The organism is Corallococcus sp. AB045 (assembly GCF_003668895.1).
Classification (GTDB): Bacteria; Myxococcota; Myxococcia; order Myxococcales; family Myxococcaceae; genus Corallococcus; species Corallococcus coralloides.
In genome coordinates, this window is the sequence record NZ_RAWN01000167.1 from 1 (window position 1) to 21,221 (window position 21,221).

A 21,221-nucleotide genomic window follows, 5' to 3' on the forward strand; every position below is an offset into this window, starting at 1 on the left:
CCTCTCCCCCCGTCCGACGCCACCCCCGAGGACCTGCGCGCCGTCGAGGAGCTTGCCCAGGCCCGCAACGCCATCGTCGAGCAGATTGAAAAGCGCGTTGTCGGCCAGCGGGACGTGGTGGAGCACCTGCTGATTTCGCTCTTCAGCCGCGGCCACTGCCTCTTCGTGGGCGTGCCGGGCCTGGCGAAGACGCTGCTCATCTCCACGCTGGCGGACGTGCTCAACCTGTCCTTCAACCGCATCCAGTTCACGCCGGACCTGATGCCATCGGACATCACGGGCACGGACATCCTGGAAGAGGACAAGACCACGGGCCGCCGCTCCTTCCGCTTCATGCAGGGGCCGCTGTTCGCGAACATCATCCTCGCGGACGAGGTGAACCGCACGCCGCCCAAGACGCAGGCCGCGCTCCTCCAGGCCATGCAGGAGTACCGCATCACCGCCGGTGGCCGCACGTACCCGCTGGAGCTGCCCTTCCTCGTCTTCGCGACGCAGAACCCCATCGAACAGGAGGGCACCTATCCCCTCCCGGAAGCGCAGCTGGACCGCTTCATGTTCCTGGTGGACGTGGGCTACCCCACCGCCGAGGAGGAGGTGCAGATCGTCAAGAGCACCACCGCCGGCGCGCCGCCGAAGCTGGAGAAGATTCTCTCCCCCGAGCGCATCCTCGCCCTCCAGGAGCTGGTGCGCCGCGTGCCGGTGCCGGACCACGTGGTGCGCTACGCGGTGGAGCTGGTGCGCCACACGCGTCCCAAGGAAGCGGGCGCGCCGGACTTCGTGGCGAAGAACGTGTCCTGGGGCGCGGGTCCCCGCGCGAGCCAGTACCTGGTGCTCGCGGCCAAGGCGCGCGCCATCCTCAACGGCCGCTTCGTGGCCACGGTGGAGGACGTGCGGGCGCTGGCGAGGCCCGTGCTGCGCCACCGCGTGCTGCCCAACTTCACCGCGGAGAGCGAAGGCATCACGTCCGTGAAGCTCATCGACCAGCTCCTCACGGTGGTGAAGGGCTAGGCGCGTCCACCCATGGCGCTGCTCGACGCCCAGACGCTGTCCCGCCTCCAGGGCGTGAAGCTGCGCGCCCGCGCCGTGATGGAGGGCGTGCTGTCCGGCCTCCACAAGAGCCCCCATCAGGGCCAGAGCGTGGAGTTCGCCGAGCACAAGGAGTACGCCCCCGGCGACGAGCTGCGCCACCTGGACTGGAAGGCCTACGGCAAGTTCGACAAGTACTACGTCAAGCGCTTCGAACATGAGACGAACCTGCGCTCGGTGATGGTCGTGGATGCGTCCGCGTCCATGGGCTACCAGAGCGGCGCGATGTCCAAGCTGGAGGTGGCCAAGACGCTCGCGGGCGCGCTCAGCTACCTGCTCGTGCGCCAGCAGGACGCGGCGGGCCTGGCCGTCATGGTGGGCGGCGCGTTCAAGGACGTGCCGCCCCGCGCCTCCGCCGGCCACCTCAACGTGCTGCTGGACGCGCTGGAGCACACGGAAGCCAAGGGCCCCACGGACCTGGGCAGCGCGGCGGATCATCTCGCGGAGGTGCTGCCCCGGCGCTCCACGGTCATCGTGCTGTCGGACCTGCTGGATGAACGGCAGGAGGCGCTCAAGCGCATCCTGGCCTTGCGGCAGCGCAAGAACGACGTGGCGGTGTTCCACCTGGTGGACCCCGCGGAGCTGACGTTCCCCTTCGACGACCCCACGCTCTTCCTGGACATGGAGGGCGAGGGCCGCATCGAGGTGAACCCGCGCGAAATCAAGCAGAGCTACCTGGAGGAGTTCGGCGCGTTCCTCGCGGACGTGAAGGCGAAGTGCGCCGAGGCGGACGTGGACTACGAGCTGGTGCGCACGGACGAGCGGCTGGATGAGGTGCTGCTGCGCTTCCTTGGACGCCGAGGGAGGCGCCGGTGACGTTCGGCAACCCGTGGTTCCTGCTGGGCGCGCTGGGTGCGCTCATCCCCGTGCTGGTGCACCTGTTCGACCGGCGCCGGCCGCGGGCGCATCCGTTCGGGCCGCTCGCGTTCGTGCTGCGCAGCCAGAAGCGCACGGCGAGCCGGCTCAAGCTGAAGCGGCTGCTCCTGTACGCGCTGCGCACGCTCATCCTGTTGGCGATTCCCATCGCGCTGGCGCGGCCGGAGTTCACCCGCGACGCGCAGGCGGCCACGGTGACGCGCGGGCCGGCGGCCACGGCGGTCATCCTGGACGCATCGCTGTCCATGCGCTGGTCGGACGGCACGTCGAACTTCGAGAAGGGCCGCGACGAGGCGCGCGACGCGCTCAAGGACCTGCTGCCGGAGGAGCCCGCCACGGTGATGGTGTGCACGGCGTCACCGGAAGCGCCCCCGCCGCCGGGCTTCGACCGGGCGCGGCTGCGCGCGCTGGTGGACGAGGCGAAGCCCACCTACGGCACGGCGGACCTGTCGCGCTGCCTGGACATGGCCGCGCGGTCGCTGGAGGAGAACCCGATGCCGGGCAAGCGCCTGGTGGTGGTCTCCGACATGACGGTCTCCGGCTTCCGGTTGGAAGCGCCGCCGCCCACGGTGAAGGGGCCCACGGGCACGATGGTGAAGCCGGAGGTCGTGCTGCGCGACGTGGCGTCCGGACGCGAGTCGCTGGACAACCACGCGCTGGTGGACCTGCGGGTGGAGCCCGCGCTGCAGGCGGGGCCGCGCGCGTACCAGTTCACCTTCACGGTGCGAAACTTCGGCGCGACGCCGGCCAAGGACCTGGAGGCCGCGGTGCGCGTGGGCGAGTCCACGCTAGCCAAGGGCTTCGTGGACGTGCCCGCGGGTGGCACGACGCAGAAGACGCTGACGGTGCGCTTCCCGCAGGGCGGCACGGTGGTGGGCCAGGTGACGCTCGCGCCGGACGCGCTGGCGGAGGACGACCGGCGGTCCTTCGTGCTGCCGGTGCCGCGTGGGCTGAAGGCGCTGGTGGTGAACGGCTCGCCGCACGCGACGCGCTACCGGGACGAGGCCTTCTTCGTGGACGCGGCGCTCACGTCGCCGGGCTCGCCGGTGGACGTGGCGGTGCGCGACGCGGAGGTGGGGCTGCGCGAGGACTTCAGCGCGTACGACCTGGTGCTGCTGCTCAACACGACGGCGCCGTCCGAGGAGGAAGCACGGAAGCTGGCGGCCTTCGTGGAGAACGGCGGCGGCCTCTTCGTGAGCGTGGGCGACCACGTGAACCCGGAGGCGTACAACTCACGGCTGGGCACGCTCTTGCCGCGCCCCCTGCGCCTGGTGCGCACGAGCGCCGAGCGCGAGGACCCGGACGCGGAGACGAAGACGGCGAAGCTGGCGCAGGTGAAGGTGGACCATCCGCTGTTCGCGCCCTTCACGGGCCGCGCGGAGGAGGGGCTCATCGGGGCGCGCTTCTACAAGTACATGCTGCTGGAGGCGGACAGCCCGTCCGCGCCGGGCACCAGTCAGGTGCTGGCCACGTACGAGGACGGGGCACCCGCGGTGGCGGTGGCGCGCCGGGGCAAGGGGCGCGTGGCGCTGTTCACCAGCACGGTGGACCGCGACTGGAGCGACTTCGCCATCCGCACGAGCTTCCTGCCGCTGATGCAGCGCTTCGCCGCGTACCTCACGGGCTCGTTGGAGGAGCGCGAGGAGGTGCGCGTGCGCGTGGGTGAGACTGTGACGCTGCGCCCGGAGGGAACGCAGAAGGTGGCGGGCGTGCGCGCGCCGGATGGCAGCGAGCTGCCGGTGAAGGCACAGCCGGACGGTTCGTTCGTGGCGGGCCCCACGGTGGAGCCGGGCGTGCACGCGGTGCTGGGCGCGGATGGGAAGCCGGTGGCCGCGCTGGACTTCGCCGCCACGCTGGACCCGGCGGAGAGCGATTTGACGCGCGTGCCACCGGACACGCTGACGGCCTACTTCGGCGAGGACACGGTGAAGGCCTCCACGGGGGACGCGGACAAGCCCGCGGTGCCGCTGTGGACGTGGCTCATCCTGGCCGCGTGCCTGGCGTTCTTCTTCGAGGGCACCCTGCTCCGGAAGTAGCTCCGCCCCCAGCCACGCTGCTCCAAAACCTGTCCGACAGTCGGACAGGTCTCCACCGGTCGGAGCGAACGGCCCTCAACCCCGGTCTTCCACCCTGTCCGACAGGTTTCCGCAGCCCGGCTGAACCGGAGCCCCTTCTCGGCCACGCTTCCTCAAAACCTGTCCGACTGTCGGACAAGTTTCCGCAGCCCGGCTGCGGCGGGAGCCCCTTCCCGGCCACGCTTCCTCAAAACCTGTCCGACTGTCCGACCAGTTTCCGCCGCCCGGCTGCGGCGGGAGCCCCTTCTCGGCCACGCTTCCTCAAGACCTGTCCGACTGTCCGACCAGTTTCCGCCGCCCGGCTGCGGCGGGAGCAATCCCGGTCACGGTCCTCCAGAGCTGTCCGACTGTCCGACAGGTTTTCTCCGCCCGGCTGGGCCAGCGCCCCTGCCGGCCTCGGTCTTCAGAACCTGTCCGACTGTCGGACAGGTTTGTACGGGGCGCCGCTGGCGGGGGGCCCAGCCCGGAAGCTTGAGGGCCGGCCCGGCCCGTGCCCTGACAGGCAGCCGACGCTCGGGATGCGCACGCAGTGCCCCATGGGCGGCGGGCTCTGCCACACTGCGCGGCCGTGAGCCCTGCTTCCGCCCTCTATCGCGACTGCGCCCGCCTCTTCATGGTGGGCTTCCCTGGCACCCGCATCGACGCCGACCTCGCGGCGCTGATGGACGACGGCATCTACGGCGCCATCCTCTTCAAGCGCAACGTGGGCACCGCGGCGGAGACCGCCGCGCTGTGCCGTGAAATCAAGACGCGCGCGGGCCGGCCCTTCATCCTCTCCGTGGACCAGGAGGGCGGCCGGGTGGCGCGCCTTCGCGGTGAGCCCTTCACCGCCCTGCCTCCCATGCGTGAGCTGGGACAGCGCGGCGACGAAGCCCTGGCCGAGCGCGTGGGCCGGCTGCTCGCGCACGAGCTGCGCGCCGTGGGCTTCGACTGGGACTTCGCGCCCGTGCTCGACGTGGACACCAACCCGGCCAACCCCGTGATTGGCGACCGCAGCTTCAGCCGCGACCCGGTGGAGGTGGGCCGGCTGGGCGTGGCGCTCGCGAAGGGACTGGAGGCCGGCGGCGTGGCGTCCTGCGGGAAGCACTTCCCCGGCCACGGCGACACGACGACGGACAGTCACCTCACCCTGCCGAAGCTGCCGCACGACCTGGAGCGCCTGCGCCGCGTGGAGCTGGTGCCGTTCCAGGCCTTCGCGAAGGCGGGGCTCGCGTCGCTGATGACGGCGCACGTGCTGTTCGACGCGCTGGAGCAGGGCGTCCCTGCCACCATGAGCCACAGCGCGCTGCACGACCTGCTCCGCAAGGAGCTGGGCTTCGACGGCGTGGTCGTCAGCGACGACCTGGAGATGAAGGCCATCGCGGACCACTACTCCGTGGCGGAGGCCGCGGTGCAGGGCACACTCGCGGGCGTGGACCTGTTCCTCGTGTGCCACAAGGCGGACGTGCAGCGCACCGCCATCGAAGCGCTGGTGAAGGCGGTGGAGTCCGGCCGCGTCCCGCGCGAGCGCATCACCGAAGCGCACCGGCGCCTGGACGCGCTCGCCGCCCGCTTCGCGCATCCCGCCGAGGACCGGCTCGCCACGCTGGGCGACGCGGAGCACCGCGCGCTGGCCGAGGGCCTCGCCAGTGCGTTCACCGGCAAGGACCCCACGGAGGTCATGCTCGCGTCGCGTTAGTGGGTGGCGTGCCTGGAGCCCAGCTCGGAGCCCTGGCCCATGGGGCCCTGGAAGCGGAGGGCCCCGCCCCGGTCTCCAGGCACCGGCTCCTGCGGCGTGGTGAAGCCGGGCGCGCCAATCTGGTTTTGCAGGCCCTGGGCCCCGGCGGGCTGCGGCTTCAGCGGTGACCCCTTCGCGTCCGTGGGCGTGGTGGCGCCCGAGCCACCCGTTCCCGGCGGCGCGGGTTGCTGCGTGTTGGCGACGCCCTCGTAGCGGCTCCCCGCGCGAGGCATCGTGGGCTTGTCACGGTTGCAGCCGGGGCCGACCAGCGCGGCCGTCGCGGCGCACACCGCCACCAGCGTCCAGTGATGAAGTCTTCGTGAGTGCATGGCCTGCTCCCTCCAGAAGCCGTCATGGCCTCGACAGAAGGAGTGGCCACCCCGGCGCCCCACCGGGAGTGGCGGGGCCGGAGCACGGACGCCCGCTGGCACGCTGGCCGACGGGCATCCTTGGGACTTCCGTCCGACTACCGGTCCTGCAGGTAGACGGGCGGGCTGACGTAGGAGTAGGGCGCCTCGAAGCCGCGCGTGAGCCCGTTCGCGGTGGAGACGTTCCAGCCGCCCAGCCCTTCGGCCGCGGGCGAATAGGTCGCCCCGCCGAGCACGCCGTAGCGGTGCGCCATCATGCCGCCCGCGTCGTCCCACTTGGAGTTGTTGGCCTTGCCCGACTTCTCCGGCGTGCGAGGGTCGATGCTGGAGCCGATCTTATCGATGGAGGAGTTGTAGCCCCGGTCCACCGTCAGCACGTGGGGAGGCAGCTTCGCGGCCGCGTCACCGTGGTGCGCGTCGGCGGGGTTCTCATGCCCCTGCTGCTCGGCCACGTTGTAGACGGCCTCCGGCTGCGTCCCACGCTGCGCGAAGGCATTGCCCCGCGACTCATCCGGCTGCTTGCCGCCCGTCTCCGGCAGCCCGCCACAGGCCGTGCCCAAGAGCACGCCCGCCGCCAGCGCCGCCGCCCCCATCCACCGCTGAATGCCTCGCTCGCGCATGTTCATCGTCTCCGCCATCCCCGAGGAATGGTCATGCCGTTCTCGCCCACCACCGGGCATCCACCCGAGGGCAGGCCCTGCCGGCCGCCCGCTGTCCGACCCAAGGGCCGACAGGGCTTCATCGTGAACGGCCGGCCCCGCTCGGGAAGAGAGGAGCCAGCCACGGGGCGCAGGAATACACGGTCCCGGCCTCCCTGTCCCGCCAGGAGTGCACCGGCGCCCGCCCCACTTCAGGCGCGAGCGCCCTTCCGGACCGCGCCCTTCGCCGCAGGAGCCTTCTTCGCCGCCGGTTTCTTGACAGTCGCCGGCTTCGCCTCCGCCGCGGAGGCCTTCTTCGCCGCCGGAGCCTTCGCCAGAGCCTTCTTGGGGGGCGGAGCCGCGTCGGAGGACGACCCGCCCTGGAGCGTGGCCAGGACCTCCGCGACATGGCCGGCCACCTTCACCTTGGGCCACACGCGGACGACCTTTGAGTCCGGGCCAATGAGGAAGGTCGCGCGGATGAGGCCCATGAACTTGCGGCCATAGAGGGACTTCTCCCCCCACACGCCGTACGCGTCCGCCAGCGCGTGGTCCGGATCCGCCAGGAGCGAGAACGGCAGCCCCTGTTTCGTGGCGAACTTCTGGTGGGACGCGACGCTGTCCGGCGACACGCCCAGCACCACCGCGCCGGCCTTCACCAGCGCGGAGTGCTCGTCGCGGAAGTCGCACGCCTCCGTGGTGCAGCCGGGGGTCGCGTCCTTCGGATAGAAGTAGAGGACGACGTGCCGCCCCTTGAACTGCGAGAGGGAGACGGTGGCGCCGCTCTGGTCGGGGAGCGAGAAGCCGGGGGCCTTGTCACCTGCTTGGGGCATGGGCATGCGTCGGCTCCATACCCAGACCCCGGGGGCTTCTCAACTCCACGCGTGCGCCAGGGACTTCAGCGCGCGCCTTCGCCCGGCGGATGGACCTCTTCGCCCGGCGGGTGGTCGTGGGCCTCCAGCTTGACCAGGTCCACCTGGCAGCCCTCCAGCACCTTGCGCAGCATGTTGCGCGTCGCGTCCGTGCGGGCCTCGCCCATCTTCTTCGCGAGCGATTCACACGCGGCGCGCTTGGCCTCCACGTCGCTGGCCCCGCGCCCCGTCGCACCGGGCCGGGCCAGGGGGCGCGGCGGAACCTTCTCCTGCGCGGCCTTCAGCGCGGCCAGGCGCTTGTCGGCCTCCGGGCGGGCCTTGGAGTCCTTGGGGACGGCCTCGAACTGGGCGGCGACCTCCGTCCACGCCGGGTCCTGGGCGGGGAGCTTCTGGTTGATCAGCTCCTGGTAGCGATCCTCGGCCTTCTTCAGCTGCTCCGGACCGGGGTCGGTGGAGCAGCCCGACAGCGCGAGCAGACCCGCGAGCAGCAGCGCGGCGGAAGTTCGGGGATGGGCAATGCGCATGGTGTGGGACGTCCTCCTGCTGGCCACAGGGTTAAACCACGGCTAGGGTGCGCCGTCGTGGCTCCCATCCTGCTCGCCTTCCTGCTCGGCCTGTCCCAAGGCCTGCTCCACGCCCTGGGGCCGGACCACTGCGCCGCCATGGCCACGCTCGGCACCCTGGGCGGCGGCCGTCGCCGCGTCGCCATCATGACGGCGCTGCGCTTCGCCCTGGGCCACGCGGCCATGCTGGGCGGCATCGCGGCGGTGTGCCTCGTCGCGGGCGTGGGCCTGTCGGAGACCTTCGAGCGGTGGGCGGAGGTGTTTGGCGGCGCGGTGCTGGTGGCGCTGGCCGTCACCGCCCTGCTCTTCCCGCACAGCCTGGACCACGGCCACCCGCACCTTCCCGGTCACGACCGAGAGCCGCACGAGCACGTGCACACCGTGAGCACCGCGGCCGGTGCCTTCATGGCCGTGAGCGGCGTGCGGTCGCTGCTCATCGCGCTGCCCCCGCTGCTGGTGGGCGGCAGCATGAGCCTGTCCGCGTGGACGTACCTGCCCGGCTTCGCGCTGGGCATCCTCATTGGCATGGGCGCGGTGGGCCTGCTGTTCGCGGAGGGCCTGTCGCGGGTCAACGCGCGCATCAGCGTGTGGATCCAGCGCGGCGTGGCGCTGGGCTCCGGCGCGCTGGGCCTGTTCTGGATCGGCTCGCGGCTCGTCTGAAGAGCCGGGCCCGGAAGCACCCCAGGCCCGCTTTCCGGCACCGGAAGCGCTACGAGCGCTTGTCCAGGATGCCCAGCGCCATCATCGACACCAGGAAGCCGTAGACGACGTGCTCCGGGCGGTTGGCGAACGCGAGCAGCTCCGCCACCACGCGGTTGCCGTCGATTTTCGGCAGCAGCTCCGCCTCCCAGCGCTCCAGCTCCACCTCGTTGAGGCCGTAGGCGGGAGCGACGGCGGGGATGAGCCGGTCCTCGGGCTGGAGCAGGCGGCGCAGGCGCTCCGGCTTGTAGAGCTTCTTGATGCCCCGGACGATGAGGTTCGCCGGGTGCACGTCCAGCTTGATGGACTCCGAGGAGGCCTTCTCCTTGAAGCTCATCACGTACGTGCCCTCCTCCCAGGAGAAGACCGAGTAGATGATGGCCTTCACCTGCTGGCCCACGTAGTACAGCCGCTCGGTGTCCTTGAGCAGGGAGCGCTCCACCAGCACGTCACCGGTGCGCCGGTGGCTCTGCGCGGCGACGGCGGACGCGTCCTGGAGCTGCTCGGGTTTGATCTTCCCCACGCGCACCAGGAACTGCCCGAAGCGGTCCGCCAGCAGGTTGGAGAGCGCGAACACCGGGGTGCCGTTCTCGAAGTAGACGACCTTCTTCACCTTGCCGCGCTGCACGCCCAATTCGCCCGTCTCGCGCGACAGGTAGAAGGCGGTGAGCAGCGAGGGCAGGTTGTCCCTCAGCTCGCCCCGGCGGCTGCCCGGAGCGCCCGCGCCCACCGGCAGCGGATCCGGCGGGCGGCCCGGCGTGGGGGGCCGCACCTGGGTGGTGGACACCTTCTGCATGGGCGTGGCGGTGAGGTTGGCGCCGCGGATTTCGGCCGTGAGGTTGCCGCCGCCGGTGACCTTGATGCGGCCGGTCAGCTCCATGGCGTCCTGCGGGCCCTCCTCCTCCACGTCGATGTCCAGCTCCACCTCGAAGGCGTCGGCCATGGAGGCGGCGGGGACCTTCTTCTCCGCGGGCAGCACCTTGGCCACCGCTTCCAGCAGCTTCTGGGCTTCGAAGGGTTTCTCGAAGTAGCCGGCGGCCTGGTACTTCTGGCGCGCTTCGGTGGCGTGCTTGCCGCCCTTGAAGACGCCGGTGATGAAGAGCAGCGGCAGCTGGGGGTTGTCCTTCCGCAGCGTGTCCGCCAGGTGGTAGCCCATCATGTCCGGCAACAGGATGTCCAAGACAGCACAGCCGGGGGGCTGGGCGCGGGCGGCCTCGATGGCCTGCTTGCCACGGCTGGCGCCCACCACCTCATACCCGGCGTCCTCGAACAGCTGCGTGAGGAGGGAGAGGAGCTCCTGGTTGTCGTCCACGACGAGGATTCGAGGCGCCATCGCGGGGGGACCGTAGCAGATTCGGACGCCGGGGCGGCCAGCGTTTCCAGGGAACCCCGGAAGGCCGCCCGCTTCAGACGATGGATGCAAGCGCCCCGCTGGAGCGTTAGGGTGTCCCCCGCCTCATGTCCTCCCTTCTCGCCCGCATCTCCCCGGCAGGGCTCCTGGCCGGGCTCCTCCTGTTCTCCCCCATGGCGGTCCTGGCGCAGGAGGGCCCGCAGCAGGACGCGGGTCAGCCGGACGATCCGAACTCGCCGGAAGGGGACGACAACACCGGCCGCGTGCCCACGGACTGCCGCAGCACCAGCGACTGCGCGCCGCGCTTCAGCTGCAACGCGGGCAAGTGCAAGTACACCGGCATCCGCCAGGCGGAGACGCAGGGCTGTCTGCTGGGCCCGCAAGCGGCGCTGATGGTGCTGGGCGTGGCCGCCGTGGCAGGCTCGCGGCGCCGCCGGTAGCCCCGGCAGGCCCCACTCCCCCCACTCCAAGGAGCGACGCGCGATGCGGCTGGGCCTGAAGGCAACCAACCTCCTGGAGCGGGTGGCGGACTTCCTCAACCTGGCGCCGCAGCCCCTGGCGCACGCCTTCTTCGGGATGATGGCGTCGCGGACGCTGATGGCCGGGGCCAGGCTGGGCGTCTACGCGGCGCTGGCGGACGGCGCGGCGACGGCGGAGGCGCTGGCGGCGCGGCTCAAGACGAGCACGGAAGGCATGCGGGCGCTGCTGGAAGCGCTCATCGCCTGCGAGGTGGTGGAGCTGAGCCGGGGCCGCTTCCGACTGGCGCCCCGGGCGCGGCGGTGGTTGGACCCGCGCTCGCCGCAGGCCATCACGGCGTTCCTGGAGTTCAACTACGCGCAGTGGGACTGGTGGGGGCAGCTGGAGACCGCGGTGAAGAGCGGGCAGTCGGTGGACATCCACCAGTTCGCTCCGGACGACCCGCGCTGGCGCGACTACATCCAGGCCATGTACCAGCTGGCGCGGCTGGCCTCGCCGGAGGTGGCGGCGGCCATTCCCCTGCCCCGAGGCGCGAGGCACCTGTTGGACCTGGGCGGCGCGCACGGCTGGTACGCGGCGGAGCTGTGCCGGATGCACCGGGGGCTGAAGGCCACGGTGGTGGACCTGGAGGGCAGCGTGCGCGTGGGGCGGGACATCATCGCCCAGGCGGGGCTGTCGCACCGGGTGACACACAAGGAAGGGGACGTGCTGAACGCGGAGCTGGGCGGGCCGTATGACGGCGCGCTGCTGTTCCAGGTGATGCACCACCTGACGCCCGCGCAGAACGTGGCGCTCCTGCGGCGCGTGCGCGGGGCCATGGTGTCCCGCGGAACGCTGGCGGTGCTGGAGTACCTGCGCGAGGAGCGGGACACGCAAGGGACGTCCGCGCCGCTCATCGGGTTGCACTACTTCCTCACGTCCGGAGCGGCGTCGTACACGCCCGCGGAGGTCGAGGGATTCCTGGATGACGCGGGTTTCAAGGTGCAGAGCACGCGGCCCATCCGGCATCTGCCATTGCAGACGTTGATCATCGCGCAGCCGGACTGACGGTCCCGGCGCCTGCTTGTCAGACGGTGGAGGTAACTCCACACTCCAGGCATGGCCTATGGCGCGAAACCACTCGGGGGTCCGGCGACCCTCGCGGACATCGAGGCCCTGCCCGAGGGCGTGGTGGGCGAGATCATCGATGGAACGTTGTACACGCATGCGCGGCCCCGGGCCGGGCATATGGACCTGATGGGTGCACTGATTGAAGGGCTGCGAGGCCCCTTCCAGCGCGGCCAGAATGGCCCGGGCGGTTGGTGGGTGTTGGTGGAGCCGGGCATCCAGGTGGAGGGAGCGCCGGAGTTCAGTCCGGACCTCGCAGGATGGAGGCGCGAGCGAGTGCCCGTGCTTCCCGGCGGAAGGTGCAAGATCGCACCAGACTGGGTCTGCGAAATCCTGTCGCCGTCAACGCGGGCGTATGACCAGCGCATCAAGCGGCCGTTCTACGCGCGCATCGGCGTCCAGCACCTGTGGTTCATCGACCTGGAGGTGCGCACACTCACCGTGAGCGAGCTGCACGATGGGCGCTGGGTGGAGATGGGCGTGTACGGCGAGGACGACATCATCCGCGCGGCACCGTTCGACGCCATCGAGCTGCGGCTCGGCGAGTGGTGGCCGGTTACTGATGCGTCCTGAGCGCCCGCCCGGCCTGCTTGTCAGACCGTGCTGCCAACCCCACACTTCGGGCATGGCCTATGGCGCGAAACCACTCGATGGTCCTGCGACCTTCGCTGACATCGAAGCTCTGCCCGAGGGCGTGGTAGGCGAGATCATCGATGGGACGATGTACACGCATGCGCGGCCGCTCGCCGCGCATGGCCATTTCGAGTACAGGCTCCTCCGGGAGCTGGATGATGCATTCCAGTTGAACCGTGAAGGGCCGGGCAGTTGGTGGCTGATGGCAGAGCCCGGCATCCGGGTGGGCGGCTCTCCAGAACTCAGTCCCGACCTCGCAGGCTGGCGGCGCGAACGGGTGCCCCTGATGCCCCAAGGGCAGTGGACGGACGTCCCTGACTGGGCGTGTGAAATCCTTTCACCTTCCACGCGGGCCTACGACACACGCATCAAGCGGCCGTTCTACGCACGCATCGGCATCAAGCACTTGTGGTTCGTGGACCTGGACGCGCGCACGCTCACCGTGAGCGAGCTGCGGGATGGCCTCTGGGTGGAGGTGGGCGTCTACGGCGAGGAGGATGACCTCATCCGTGCCCCGCCCTTCGAAGAGCGGGACCTGCGGCTGGGCTGGCTCTGGAAATCCCTTCCGCCTCCGGGTTAGCGAGGCTTCGGCCTGCGCGCGGCCCGCTCGCGTTCGAGTTGCAGCTCACGCTCGACGACCTCGCGGTGGAACTTCGCGAAGTTCACGGGCTCCAGCAGACGCCGTCCCGGGTTCGGGCCCGCGTGTTCGAGGATGGCGTCGAGCGCGCCCAGGGCCTCCGGGAGGAACTCCTCCCTGAGCAACACGAGCGCCCTTCCCATGAGCGCGGTGGAGACCAGGGCTCGCATCCTCGGGTCCGTGTCCTCGCAGTAGCGCACGTCCACTTCGTCGAACGCTTCCAGCGCTTCGTCCACGTGCCCCAGGCCCTGAAGCGCGACGGCTCGCCCCAACATCGCCGACGCGGTCTGCTCCACCAGGAACGGCTCGGTGTTTCCGTCGTACTCCTTCAGGAGCGCCTCGGACTGGCTCAGCGCCTCTTCGAAGCGCAGCCCCTGGTTGTGCGCGGCGACCACCGCCGTTCGCGCCATCTCCACCGGGATGCGCAGGTCGGGCCGCTGCGCGAACGCCTTGAAGCGGCTCAGCATCCGCTCCAGCCAGTTGCTGCTCATGTCCTCCCGGTCCATCTCCAGGAGCACGCGGGCCCGGTACAGCATCCCCCACGCGACGCCCTCCCAGAGCTCCTGCCTGCGCGGGCTCCAGAAGCGGCGCTCCACCTCGTCGAAGTGGACCAGCGCTTCGTTGAACATCCCCTGCTCCGCGATGGCCGCGCCCCGGTGCCCCAACGCCCGAGCCACCTGGAGCTGGAGCGCCGGCACCTTCGACAACGTGAAGCGCCGGTACACCTCGTCACAGAGCGGAATCGCCTCCTCCAGCTCCCCCGCGCGGATGCACGCGCGCGCCCGGTCCATCTTCTCCTTCGCCTCCACCTCCGGCGGCACCGCGCCTTCAGCGTCCGGCATCAGCCCGTCCATCACTCCCGGCTGTCAGCGGCGCCACGTCCCGGCCCTCGCCGAAGCCGAGCGCCCAGAAGCGCGGCCGTACCTCCTCCTTCAGCAAGAGCCGCAACAGCAGGTACCTCGCTTCGTCCTGGCCATCCCACGCCATGGGGAAGGTGCCGTAGTGCATCGCCACGGACGTGCCCGAGCGCAGCACGTGGTGCGCCTTCAGCGCGTCCTCCGGCCCCATGTGCACCGCATGCAGTACACGCGGACGGAACGCGCCGATGGGCAGCACCGACAGGCGCATGGACCCGAAGCGCTCCGCGATGCGGTCGAAGTGCGGCCCCAGCCCCGTGTCGCCAGCGAAGAGCACCGGGCCTCCGGACGTCTCCAGCACATAACCCGCCCACAGCGTCTCCTCCTGGTCCGTCAGTCCCCGGTTCGACCGGTGCTGCGCGGGCACCGCCCACACCTTCAACGCCTGGGGACCACTCTTCGCGGACTGCCACCAGTCCAGCTCCTCCACGCGCTGGAAGCCCTCATCCATGAGCAGCTCGCGGTTGCCCAGGCCCACGAGGAAGAGCGGATGGTGCGCGGCCTCCAATTGCCGCAGCGTGGGCAGGTCCATGTGGTCGTAGTGGTTGTGGCTCACCACCACGATGTCGATGGGCGGCAGGTCCTCGAAGCGGATGCCCGGCGGCCTCACGCGCTTGGGGCCCACGAAGGACACGGGGCTCGCCCGCTCCGAATAGATGGGGTCCGTGAGCACGTTCACCCCGTCCGCCTGGAGCAGCACCGTGGCGTGGCCGATAAACGTCACGCGCAGCTCGCCCGGGCCCACGCGCTCCGGCGGCTTCGGGCCGGCGGGCTCCTCCGCGTAGTCGCGCCAGGGGCCGCGCCTCTCCTCCATCACGGCCGCTATCAGCGTGAGCGGAGACAGCTTCGGCGCGTCGCCAATGTTCTGGAACGACTCGCCGTCGAAGTGGTCCGTCACCGGGCCCCGGTGCACGGTGCCGGCGAAGCAGCCGGTGAGCAGCGACAGGGCCAGCACGGGCCACATCCGCGTCACTTGATGACGATGGTCCAGTCGCATTCGAAGGGCTCTCCGTCGAGGGTGGGCAGCACGTAGCGCGAAGCCTGGATGCTGGCGAGCGCCTGCGCCAGCAGGTCCGGGGGCAGCGTCGCTTCCCGCACCTCGCATTGCTGGGGCACGCCGCCCTGCACCAGCCGGCACGTCACGCGCACGTGGTGCTTGCGGCCTTCGCGCCAGTGCTCGAAGGCCTCCTGGAACACGGGGTCGTCCGGTGGGCCGCCGCGCACGCGCCGGGGCTCCTTCACGTGCTGGGACAGCCAGGAGCAGGCGTCCTTCACCTGCCCGTCACAGGCCTTGCCCATCAGCGACAACGCGCGCAGCCGCTCCGGGCCCTGCGCGTTCGTGGCCAGCAGCGTGAGCGCCTGGTCGAAGCACTGCTTCGCCGTGCGCACCGTGCAGTCCTCCGTGGAGACCGGAGGCGTGCCCGCGGCGAAGGCTCCCAAGGGCGCGGGGCGCATCAGGTCCTCCGCCACGCGGGCGGGGTCGCTGCGCCGCTGCCCGCATGCGGACAGCAGCACCAGCGAGAGGAAGAGGGAACGCCAGGTCATGGCGCCATCGTAGACGGCCCGCGCCCGGGAAGGGATGTCAGCGCTACTGGGCGATGGCCGGAGCCTCGTACAGCCACGTGTCCAGCCTACCCAGCATCTTGGACCACCCCTTCTCGGTGCTGTCCTTCCACTGCTCGCCGTCCGGACCCATCTCGTGGGTCAGGGCTTCACGGGGAGGGAGTCGCTCATCGGGGAAGTCCTCTCGGGTGCGGTGGGGAGGTGCGGAGGTCGCGGCGGCGCGCGGCTTCGATTGCCCGGGCCAGGGCTCGTGTCCCGGTGCGCATGTCGTCCGGGCGCACGCCACCGAAGCCGAATACGAGGCCTGCGTCCCTTCGCCTGCCGAGGAAGTAATCGGACAGGGCGGCGACCTCCACGCCCAGACGCGCCGCCTCGTCGCGGACGCGCAGGTCGGACAGCGGCGCAGCAAGGGACGCGCACAGCTGCATGCCTGTGTCACACGGACGTGGCGCCAGGACACCCGAGCCTTCAGCGACCAGCGCATCAAGCAGGGCCTCACCGCGCTCCCGATAGGCCGCGCGCATGCGGCGCAGGTGACGGGCGAAGTGGCCCTCCGCGAGGAACCTGGCGAGCGCGGCCTGCTCCAGCGTGGAGGCGGGCGCGGGCGATGTGGCGCGTGCGGCGGAGAAGATGTCCACGAGCGAGGACGGCACGACGAGGAAGCCCAGGCGCAGGCCGGGGAACATCGACTTGCTGAACGTGCCCACGTAGACCACGCAGCCGACGTCATCGAGTCCCTGGAGCGCGGTGAGGGGACGGCCGCGGTGCCGGAACTCGCTGTCGTAATCGTCCTCGATGATCAACGAGCGGGTGCGTTCGGACCACCGAAGCAGCGCCATCCGCCGCGCCAGGCTCAGCGTGACGCCCAGCGGGTATTGGTGCGAAGGAGCCACCAGCGCGACCCGGGCCCGAGGCGCGCGAGTCAGGCCCGCGCCCACATCGAGTCCGTCCCCATCCACGGGGATGGGCACCGGACGTCCTCCGGCGGCGAGCACGGCGCGACGGGCGCCGGGATAGCCAGGGTCCTCCACCCAGACGGAGTCCCCACGGTTCAGCGCGAGCCGGAGCACTTCATCGAAGGCCTGCTGGGTGCCCGCCGTGATGAAGACCTGCTCCGGGGAGCAGCGCACGCCCCGCGACACGGACACATGGGTCGCGATGGCTTCGCGCAGCGGCGCATGGCCCGAAGGGTCACCCCCGTCGAGCAACCCCGTGCTCGCGCGAGCATGGACGCGAGACACCGTGCGAGCCCAGAGCGCGGTGGGGAACAGGTCCAGCGCGGGCACTCCGGGCCGGAACGCACGAGGCGCGGCTCCGAGGCGCGGAGCACCGACAGGTGTGGGCTTCAGCGCCCGTGCGGAGGCAGCAAGCCGAGGCCCCCGTTCCCCGGAGCTTGACGCACGTGCGGCAGCAGGGCGCCCCGGTTCGCGGCTCCGGTCTCCGGAGAGGATGGGCAGCTCGGGCGCGACGCGCGTGCAGGAACCCGCTTGGGCCACGAGGTAGCCCTCCGCCGTGAGCGCGTCCAGCGCCTGGAGGACGGTGCTGCGGGCCACGTCCAGCTCGGTGGCGAGCTGACGGGAAGAAGGAAGCCGCAGCCCGGGTGCCAGCGCTCCCGCGAGGATGCGCGCACGGATGCCTTCGAAGAGCTGCTCATGGAGCGGCATGTGACTCCGCGAGTCGAGCCGCAGGAGGAGCGAGGACGCGACGCCGTTGGAGGTTTTCAACTGGTATGGCCAGTCCTGGCGGAAGTGGTCTTCATGACCCTACCAGTTCCCTGACAAGGATGGTCTCCGCACCCGCACCCCGGAAGCCCCCATGCCGTCCCAGCCACCCTGCTGCTCGGTCCTCGAGCTGCGCCAGTACACGCTGCATCCCGGTCAGCGGGACGTGCTCATCTCGCTCTTCGAGCAGGCCTTCATCGAGTCGCAGGAAGCCACCGGCATGCACGTCGTCGGTCAGTTCCGCGACGAGGACCGTCCGGACCGGTTCGTGTGGCTGCGAGGCTTCCGCGACATGGCCTCACGGCGCGAAGCGCTGAGCGCGTTCTACGGCGGCCCGGTGTGGAAGGAGCACCGCAACGCCGCGAACGTGACCATGCTGGACTCCGACAACGTCCTCCTCCTGCGGCCAGTGCGGTCGGACACGGGCCTCGTGCATCCAGGCACGCCCCGGCCGCCGCCAGACGCGGACACACGTCCCGACTCCCGGGTGGAGGTGACGCTCTGCTACCTGAAGGCTCCCGCCGATGAAGCCCTCACCGCCTGCTTCGAACAGCACGTGCGCCCGGTGCTCACGGAGCTGGGCGCCACGCCGAAAGCCCTGTTCCAGACCGAGCCCGCGGAGAACACCTTCCCTGCCCTGCCCGTGCGCACGAGAGAGCACGTCTTCGCCTGGCTCACCGTGTTCCCGGATGCCGAGCACCTTCGACGCAGAGCCGCTGCGAAGGGCTGGGCGGAGCCGCTCCAACCGTGGCTGAGCGCGCCACTCGAACGCCTGACGCTGGCCCCCACCGCGCGCTCCGAGCTGCGCTGACCATTTCCCCCGAAAGGACCACGCCATGAAGCCCCTTCCCCCCTTGCCCACGGGCGACGTGCACGACTTCGACTTCCTCATGGGCGAATGGACGTGCGTGAACCGGAAGCTCAAGCAACGGCTGACGGGCAGCGACGATTGGGACGTGTTCACGTCCAGGATGCGCTGCCAGCCCCACCTGGGCGGCCTGTCCAACGTCGAGGAGACCGTCTTCGAGCGGGGCTTCTCCGGCATGGCCCTGCGCCTGTTCGACGTGCGGGAACGCCGCTGGTCCATCCACTGGATCGACAGCCGCCACGCAGTGCTCCAGCCACCCGTGCACGGAGGCTTCACCGGCGACCACGGCCGCTTCTACGGCGAGGACACCGAGGGAGGCCGCCCGGTCCAGGTCGTGTTCCACTGGACCCGCCTGGGCAACGACCGGGCGCGGTGGGAGCAGGCCTTCTCCCTCGACGGAGAGAGCTGGGAGACCAACTGGGTGATGGAGTTCACCCGCGCGACGGCCACCGACTGAACGCCGCCATCACTGGACTTCCCACCAGGACGTCCGCTTGGATGCGTTCATGCGCCGACTGCTCGCCGCTGTTCCGCTGTTCGCCCTGGCCGGCTGTTCCTACGTGGGAATTGGCCCGACGCCCACAAGGAGCCGGCTCTCGACCCAGCCCACCGGATCCGGCCCGGTGGTCATCCGGGTGGGCAAGCCGGAGCCCGCACCCCTCGAAGCGCCGAAGACGGAGGAGGAAGCCTCCACCGCCGAGGCCTCCGACACTCCCGGCGCGACGCAGTAACGGCTCGCGGGATTGTGAACGGACCGGCGCGGAACCGGTTCGACAGGCCGTGGCGCCTCGGGAACCATCCGCGCTCCGCCGCCCGCCACCTGAAGGCGGGCCGTGCTCCGGAGTCACCCGATGAAGCCCCACGTCATCTGCCACATGGTCTCGTCCATCGACGGGCGCATCGTCGTCAAGCACTGGCCCGACCCGGCGTCGATGCGCGGTGAATACGAGCGCACCGCGGACACCTTCGACGCCGACGCCTGGATGTGCGGCCGCATCACCATGGAGGACTTCGCCGCCGAAGGGGACGTGCCCAAGCCCGCTCCCGCGTCGCCCCTGCCCCGCACGGACTTCGTCGCTCGAAAGGACGCGGAGTCCTACGCCATCGCCCTGGATGCCCACGGCAAGCTGAGCTGGGAGTCCGGCGCCATCGACGATGATCACCTCGTCGTCGTGCTCACCGAGTCCGTCCCCGACGCGCACCTCGCCCACCTGCGCGAGCGCGGCGTCTCCTATGTCTTCGGCGGCAAGCAGGACATCGACTTCGCCCGCGTGCTGGAGAAGCTCGGAGACACCTTCGGCATCAAGACCGTGCTGCTGGAGGGTGGCGGCGGCATCAACGGCTCATTCCTCGCCGCGGGCCTCATCGACGAGGTGAGCCTGCTCGTGCACCCCACCGCCGACGGCCTGCCCGGCACCCCGACCCTCTTCGACCGGCCCCAGGGCTCCACCGGCGCGGGCGCAGCGCTGGAGCTCACCCACGTGGAGCGCCGCGACTCCGGCATCGTGTGGCTCCGGTACCGCGTGCGGCGCTGAGCCTTCCCGGTGCCCCCTGTCCAGCGTGTGCGGCCCCCGGCAGCTGCTCAGGGGGCGCGCAGCAGCGTGGCGGACTCGTAGAGGCTCTGCTGCTGGAAGACGCCCGCGGCGGACGTGTCCTTCTCCAGCTTGTCCTGCACGCTCTTGGGCAGCTGCGCGTAGAGGTCCTGGCCCAGCAGTCCTTCAATCTGGTCCACCGGCACGCGCGACTGCTGGAGCAGCGGGAGGATGCCCTCCTTCTTGGACGGGCCATCCTTCTCGTTCGGCACCATGTACGCGAACATGGACAGGTTGCCGTTGGGCAGCTCCAGGAGGACCGTCTTGAAGTTGTGCGTGGGGACCGCGATCTGCCGGTCGGCCTTCGAGCCCGTCGTCTGGAGGGACTCGGGTGGCAGCGGCTTGCCCTTGTCGTCCAGGTACAGGTTGCCCGTGACGATGTAGGCCTTGCCGCCGGTCTCCTTCACCATCTCCGACACGCCGCGCTCCAGCGTGCGCCACACCTGCTGGTTGTGGTTGCCGTGCTGGGGCGCGATGTTGCTCATGTAGTGGCTTTCGTTCATCGCCGCCTGCGTGGGCGAGTCCTCGGCCGGCTTCATGTGCCCCCGGTCGAAACCGGTGTTGTTGTAGTCGGAGTCCACCACGCCGCCCTGCTTCAGCTCCGGGTCGCGCACGAAGGTGCTGTCCAGCCGACTGACGTCCGCGGGCGTCTCCTTCACGTCCGCCGCGGACAGCATGTAGCTCACGAACGTGGGCACGTTCTTGTCCGTGTCCATCAGCGTGCGCGAGTACTCCTTCACCATGTTCAGGCCGGGCGTCGCGCCGCTTTGGCCCACGCCCTGGAGTGGATCCACCTCGCCGGCGACTTCCGCCACGCGGCTCTGGAAGGTGGCCATCTGCTGGTCGGGCACCCACTGCGTGTTCGCGGCCGTGCCCGTGCCCTTGGCCTGGTTCGCCTTGGACGCGTTGATGTAGGCCGTCAGCTCGTCCGCGGAGAGCTCCCCGTCGCCGTTGCCGCCCAGGAGGTCCGCGCGCTTCGCCACGGACTGCTGCCAGGGGCTGTCGAAGCTGTCCACCTTCGCGGACTGCGCGCCCCCCGCGAGCTTCGCGTCGAGCGCCGCGCGCTGCTGCTGGAGGGCCGTGGACGTGAGGAACTGCGCGTCCGTGGGCGCGGAGAGGTAGGCCTCCAGCTCCTTCGCGGACACCTTGCCGTTCGAGGTCCGGCTTCCGTCAGCGCCCTCGTCCGCGGCGTGCAGCAGGCGCCCCTGCCAGCTTTCGTCCGTCCAGCCGAACTTCTGCTGGAGGTCGGAGATGGCCACCTCCTTGGTGGCGGAGCGCTTCCAGCTGCCCCCCGTGGGCGCCACGACATTGGACGCGGGCGCGCTGACGGGAGCGTCCGCCCCGGCGGGCACCGCGGTGTTCGCGGGCGCGGCGGTGGGGACAGCCGCATTCGCGGGCGTGGGGCGCGGGGTGGAGACTCGCGTCGGGATTCGCGACGACATGCGGTGAACGTCCTCGGGG

At 70.6% G+C, this 21,221-nt stretch carries 23 protein-coding genes; 13 read left to right on the top strand and 10 right to left on the bottom strand.

Annotation, left to right across the window (positions count from 1 at the left end):
- The 4 genes from D7Y21_RS30750 to nagZ all read left to right on the top strand — a co-directional run.
- On the top strand, window positions 1–1,008 hold a 1,008-nt coding region (locus D7Y21_RS30750), incomplete at its 5' end, for a MoxR family ATPase (protein ID WP_199735517.1).
- Window positions 1,009–1,020: 12 nt separating this feature from the next.
- On the top strand, window positions 1,021–1,902 hold the full coding sequence (locus D7Y21_RS30755) for a DUF58 domain-containing protein (RefSeq protein ID WP_120561184.1): 882 nt from the start codon (window positions 1,021–1,023) through the stop codon (window positions 1,900–1,902).
- Entirely contained in the window at window positions 1,899–3,998 is a 2,100-nt protein-coding gene (locus D7Y21_RS30760; RefSeq protein WP_121717377.1) for a BatA domain-containing protein, read from the top strand. Before D7Y21_RS30755 ends, D7Y21_RS30760 begins: the two co-directional genes overlap by 4 nt.
- Window positions 3,999–4,650: 652 nt before the next feature.
- On the top strand, window positions 4,651–5,715 hold the full coding sequence (nagZ, locus tag D7Y21_RS30765; RefSeq protein ID WP_370039488.1) for a beta-N-acetylhexosaminidase: 1,065 nt from the start codon (window positions 4,651–4,653) through the stop codon (window positions 5,713–5,715).
- Here the strand turns inward: nagZ and D7Y21_RS30770 are convergent.
- From D7Y21_RS30770 to D7Y21_RS30785, 4 genes are all read right to left on the bottom strand, one after another.
- The gene (locus D7Y21_RS30770; RefSeq protein ID WP_147443073.1) at window positions 5,712–6,083 is read right to left on the bottom strand and encodes a hypothetical protein; all 372 of its coding nucleotides are present in this window, start codon (window positions 6,081–6,083) and stop codon (window positions 5,712–5,714) included. The two genes, nagZ and D7Y21_RS30770, sit on opposite strands and share 4 nt — an antisense overlap.
- A gap of 137 nt (window positions 6,084–6,220) precedes the next feature.
- Complete coding sequence (locus D7Y21_RS30775) at window positions 6,221–6,742, bottom strand: hypothetical protein (protein WP_147469420.1); 522 nt, start codon at window positions 6,740–6,742, stop codon at window positions 6,221–6,223.
- Window positions 6,743–6,972: 230 nt separating this feature from the next.
- A complete protein-coding gene (bcp, locus tag D7Y21_RS30780) occupies window positions 6,973–7,599 on the bottom strand; it encodes a thioredoxin-dependent thiol peroxidase (protein ID WP_121717383.1) in 627 nt (208 codons plus the stop codon).
- Window positions 7,600–7,658: 59 nt separating this feature from the next.
- Window positions 7,659–8,156: a hypothetical protein gene (locus D7Y21_RS30785; protein WP_120561178.1), complete on the bottom strand. Its 498-nt coding sequence runs from the start codon at window positions 8,154–8,156 to the stop codon at window positions 7,659–7,661.
- A gap of 57 nt (window positions 8,157–8,213) precedes the next feature.
- On the opposite strand from D7Y21_RS30785, the gene D7Y21_RS30790 reads away from it, so the two are divergent.
- Window positions 8,214–8,855 carry a hypothetical protein gene (locus D7Y21_RS30790; RefSeq protein WP_120561177.1) on the top strand — a complete coding sequence of 214 codons (642 nt, stop codon included), beginning with the start codon at window positions 8,214–8,216 and terminating at the stop codon, window positions 8,853–8,855.
- A gap of 49 nt (window positions 8,856–8,904) precedes the next feature.
- Here D7Y21_RS30790 and D7Y21_RS30795 read toward each other — a convergent pair whose 3' ends face one another.
- Window positions 8,905–10,227 carry a response regulator gene (locus D7Y21_RS30795; protein ID WP_120561176.1) on the bottom strand — a complete coding sequence of 441 codons (1,323 nt, stop codon included), beginning with the start codon at window positions 10,225–10,227 and terminating at the stop codon, window positions 8,905–8,907.
- A 125-nt stretch (window positions 10,228–10,352) separates the two neighbouring features.
- Here D7Y21_RS30795 and D7Y21_RS30800 point away from each other — a divergent pair, with 125 nt between their 5' ends.
- From D7Y21_RS30800 to D7Y21_RS30815, 4 genes are all read left to right on the top strand, one after another.
- Window positions 10,353–10,685, top strand: coding sequence for an MXAN_6627.5 family MYXO-CTERM protein (locus D7Y21_RS30800; protein WP_120561175.1), 333 nt, complete (start codon window positions 10,353–10,355; stop codon window positions 10,683–10,685).
- A 43-nt stretch (window positions 10,686–10,728) separates the two neighbouring features.
- On the top strand, window positions 10,729–11,769 hold the full coding sequence (locus D7Y21_RS30805; RefSeq protein WP_120561174.1) for a class I SAM-dependent methyltransferase: 1,041 nt from the start codon (window positions 10,729–10,731) through the stop codon (window positions 11,767–11,769).
- Between the two features lie 51 nt (window positions 11,770–11,820).
- Entirely contained in the window at window positions 11,821–12,402 is a 582-nt protein-coding gene (locus D7Y21_RS30810; protein WP_120561173.1) for a Uma2 family endonuclease, read from the top strand.
- A 121-nt stretch (window positions 12,403–12,523) separates the two neighbouring features.
- On the top strand, window positions 12,524–13,042 hold the full coding sequence (locus D7Y21_RS30815) for a Uma2 family endonuclease (RefSeq protein WP_304984665.1): 519 nt from the start codon (window positions 12,524–12,526) through the stop codon (window positions 13,040–13,042).
- Here the strand turns inward: D7Y21_RS30815 and D7Y21_RS30820 are convergent.
- The 4 genes from D7Y21_RS30820 to D7Y21_RS30840 all read right to left on the bottom strand — a co-directional run bounded on the left by D7Y21_RS30820 (window position 13,039) and on the right by D7Y21_RS30840 (window position 17,303).
- Window positions 13,039–13,941, bottom strand: a complete 903-nt coding sequence (locus D7Y21_RS30820; RefSeq protein WP_147469421.1) for a hypothetical protein — start codon at window positions 13,939–13,941, stop codon at window positions 13,039–13,041. The two genes, D7Y21_RS30815 and D7Y21_RS30820, sit on opposite strands and share 4 nt — an antisense overlap.
- Entirely contained in the window at window positions 13,928–15,013 is a 1,086-nt protein-coding gene (locus tag D7Y21_RS30825; RefSeq protein WP_121717387.1) for an MBL fold metallo-hydrolase, read from the bottom strand. The genes D7Y21_RS30820 and D7Y21_RS30825 overlap by 14 nt, the downstream gene beginning before the upstream one ends.
- The gene (locus D7Y21_RS30830; RefSeq protein ID WP_121717389.1) at window positions 14,986–15,561 is read right to left on the bottom strand and encodes a hypothetical protein; all 576 of its coding nucleotides are present in this window, start codon (window positions 15,559–15,561) and stop codon (window positions 14,986–14,988) included. Before D7Y21_RS30830 ends, D7Y21_RS30825 begins: the two co-directional genes overlap by 28 nt.
- Before the next feature lie 185 nt (window positions 15,562–15,746).
- Window positions 15,747–17,303, bottom strand: a complete 1,557-nt coding sequence (locus D7Y21_RS30840) for a PLP-dependent aminotransferase family protein (RefSeq protein WP_121717390.1) — start codon at window positions 17,301–17,303, stop codon at window positions 15,747–15,749.
- A gap of 91 nt (window positions 17,304–17,394) precedes the next feature.
- On the opposite strand from D7Y21_RS30840, the gene D7Y21_RS30845 reads away from it, so the two are divergent.
- From D7Y21_RS30845 to D7Y21_RS30855, 4 genes are all read left to right on the top strand, one after another.
- Entirely contained in the window at window positions 17,395–18,111 is a 717-nt protein-coding gene (locus D7Y21_RS30845; RefSeq protein WP_121717392.1) for an NIPSNAP family protein, read from the top strand.
- A gap of 25 nt (window positions 18,112–18,136) precedes the next feature.
- Window positions 18,137–18,625 carry a hypothetical protein gene (locus D7Y21_RS30850; RefSeq protein ID WP_120561166.1) on the top strand — a complete coding sequence of 163 codons (489 nt, stop codon included), beginning with the start codon at window positions 18,137–18,139 and terminating at the stop codon, window positions 18,623–18,625.
- 49 nt (window positions 18,626–18,674) lie between these two features.
- Window positions 18,675–18,899: a hypothetical protein gene (locus D7Y21_RS41575; RefSeq protein WP_147443070.1), complete on the top strand. Its 225-nt coding sequence runs from the start codon at window positions 18,675–18,677 to the stop codon at window positions 18,897–18,899.
- A 120-nt stretch (window positions 18,900–19,019) separates the two neighbouring features.
- Window positions 19,020–19,703, top strand: coding sequence for a dihydrofolate reductase family protein (locus D7Y21_RS30855; protein ID WP_121717394.1), 684 nt, complete (start codon window positions 19,020–19,022; stop codon window positions 19,701–19,703).
- 47 nt (window positions 19,704–19,750) lie between these two features.
- On the opposite strand, the gene D7Y21_RS30860 is transcribed toward D7Y21_RS30855, so the two are convergent.
- On the bottom strand, window positions 19,751–21,202 hold the full coding sequence (locus tag D7Y21_RS30860; protein ID WP_121717396.1) for a DNA/RNA non-specific endonuclease: 1,452 nt from the start codon (window positions 21,200–21,202) through the stop codon (window positions 19,751–19,753).
- Between the last annotated feature and the right edge of the window lie 19 nt (window positions 21,203–21,221).

What these genes read in the sequence shown, in the direction of transcription:
- D7Y21_RS30755 (WP_120561184.1), top strand. Translation starts at nt 1,021, where the DNA reads ATGGCGCTGCTCGACGCCCAGACGCTGTCCCGCCTCCAGGGCGTGAAG.
- nagZ (WP_370039488.1), top strand. Translation starts at nt 4,651, where the DNA reads ATGGTGGGCTTCCCTGGCACCCGCATCGACGCCGACCTCGCGGCGCTG.
- D7Y21_RS30770 (WP_147443073.1), bottom strand. Translation starts at nt 6,083, where the DNA reads ATGCACTCACGAAGACTTCATCACTGGACGCTGGTGGCGGTGTGCGCC.
- D7Y21_RS30775 (WP_147469420.1), bottom strand. Translation starts at nt 6,742, where the DNA reads ATGCGCGAGCGAGGCATTCAGCGGTGGATGGGGGCGGCGGCGCTGGCG.
- bcp (WP_121717383.1), bottom strand. Translation starts at nt 7,599, where the DNA reads ATGCCCATGCCCCAAGCAGGTGACAAGGCCCCCGGCTTCTCGCTCCCC.
- D7Y21_RS30785 (WP_120561178.1), bottom strand. Translation starts at nt 8,156, where the DNA reads ATGCGCATTGCCCATCCCCGAACTTCCGCCGCGCTGCTGCTCGCGGGT.
- D7Y21_RS30795 (WP_120561176.1), bottom strand. Translation starts at nt 10,227, where the DNA reads ATGGCGCCTCGAATCCTCGTCGTGGACGACAACCAGGAGCTCCTCTCC.
- D7Y21_RS30800 (WP_120561175.1), top strand. Translation starts at nt 10,353, where the DNA reads ATGTCCTCCCTTCTCGCCCGCATCTCCCCGGCAGGGCTCCTGGCCGGG.
- D7Y21_RS30805 (WP_120561174.1), top strand. Translation starts at nt 10,729, where the DNA reads ATGCGGCTGGGCCTGAAGGCAACCAACCTCCTGGAGCGGGTGGCGGAC.
- D7Y21_RS30810 (WP_120561173.1), top strand. Translation starts at nt 11,821, where the DNA reads ATGGCCTATGGCGCGAAACCACTCGGGGGTCCGGCGACCCTCGCGGAC.
- D7Y21_RS30820 (WP_147469421.1), bottom strand. Translation starts at nt 13,941, where the DNA reads ATGCCGGACGCTGAAGGCGCGGTGCCGCCGGAGGTGGAGGCGAAGGAG.
- D7Y21_RS30825 (WP_121717387.1), bottom strand. Translation starts at nt 15,013, where the DNA reads ATGCGACTGGACCATCGTCATCAAGTGACGCGGATGTGGCCCGTGCTG.
- D7Y21_RS30830 (WP_121717389.1), bottom strand. Translation starts at nt 15,561, where the DNA reads ATGACCTGGCGTTCCCTCTTCCTCTCGCTGGTGCTGCTGTCCGCATGC.
- D7Y21_RS30845 (WP_121717392.1), top strand. Translation starts at nt 17,395, where the DNA reads ATGCCGTCCCAGCCACCCTGCTGCTCGGTCCTCGAGCTGCGCCAGTAC.
- D7Y21_RS30850 (WP_120561166.1), top strand. Translation starts at nt 18,137, where the DNA reads ATGAAGCCCCTTCCCCCCTTGCCCACGGGCGACGTGCACGACTTCGAC.
- D7Y21_RS41575 (WP_147443070.1), top strand. Translation starts at nt 18,675, where the DNA reads ATGCGCCGACTGCTCGCCGCTGTTCCGCTGTTCGCCCTGGCCGGCTGT.
- D7Y21_RS30855 (WP_121717394.1), top strand. Translation starts at nt 19,020, where the DNA reads ATGAAGCCCCACGTCATCTGCCACATGGTCTCGTCCATCGACGGGCGC.
- D7Y21_RS30860 (WP_121717396.1), bottom strand. Translation starts at nt 21,202, where the DNA reads ATGTCGTCGCGAATCCCGACGCGAGTCTCCACCCCGCGCCCCACGCCC.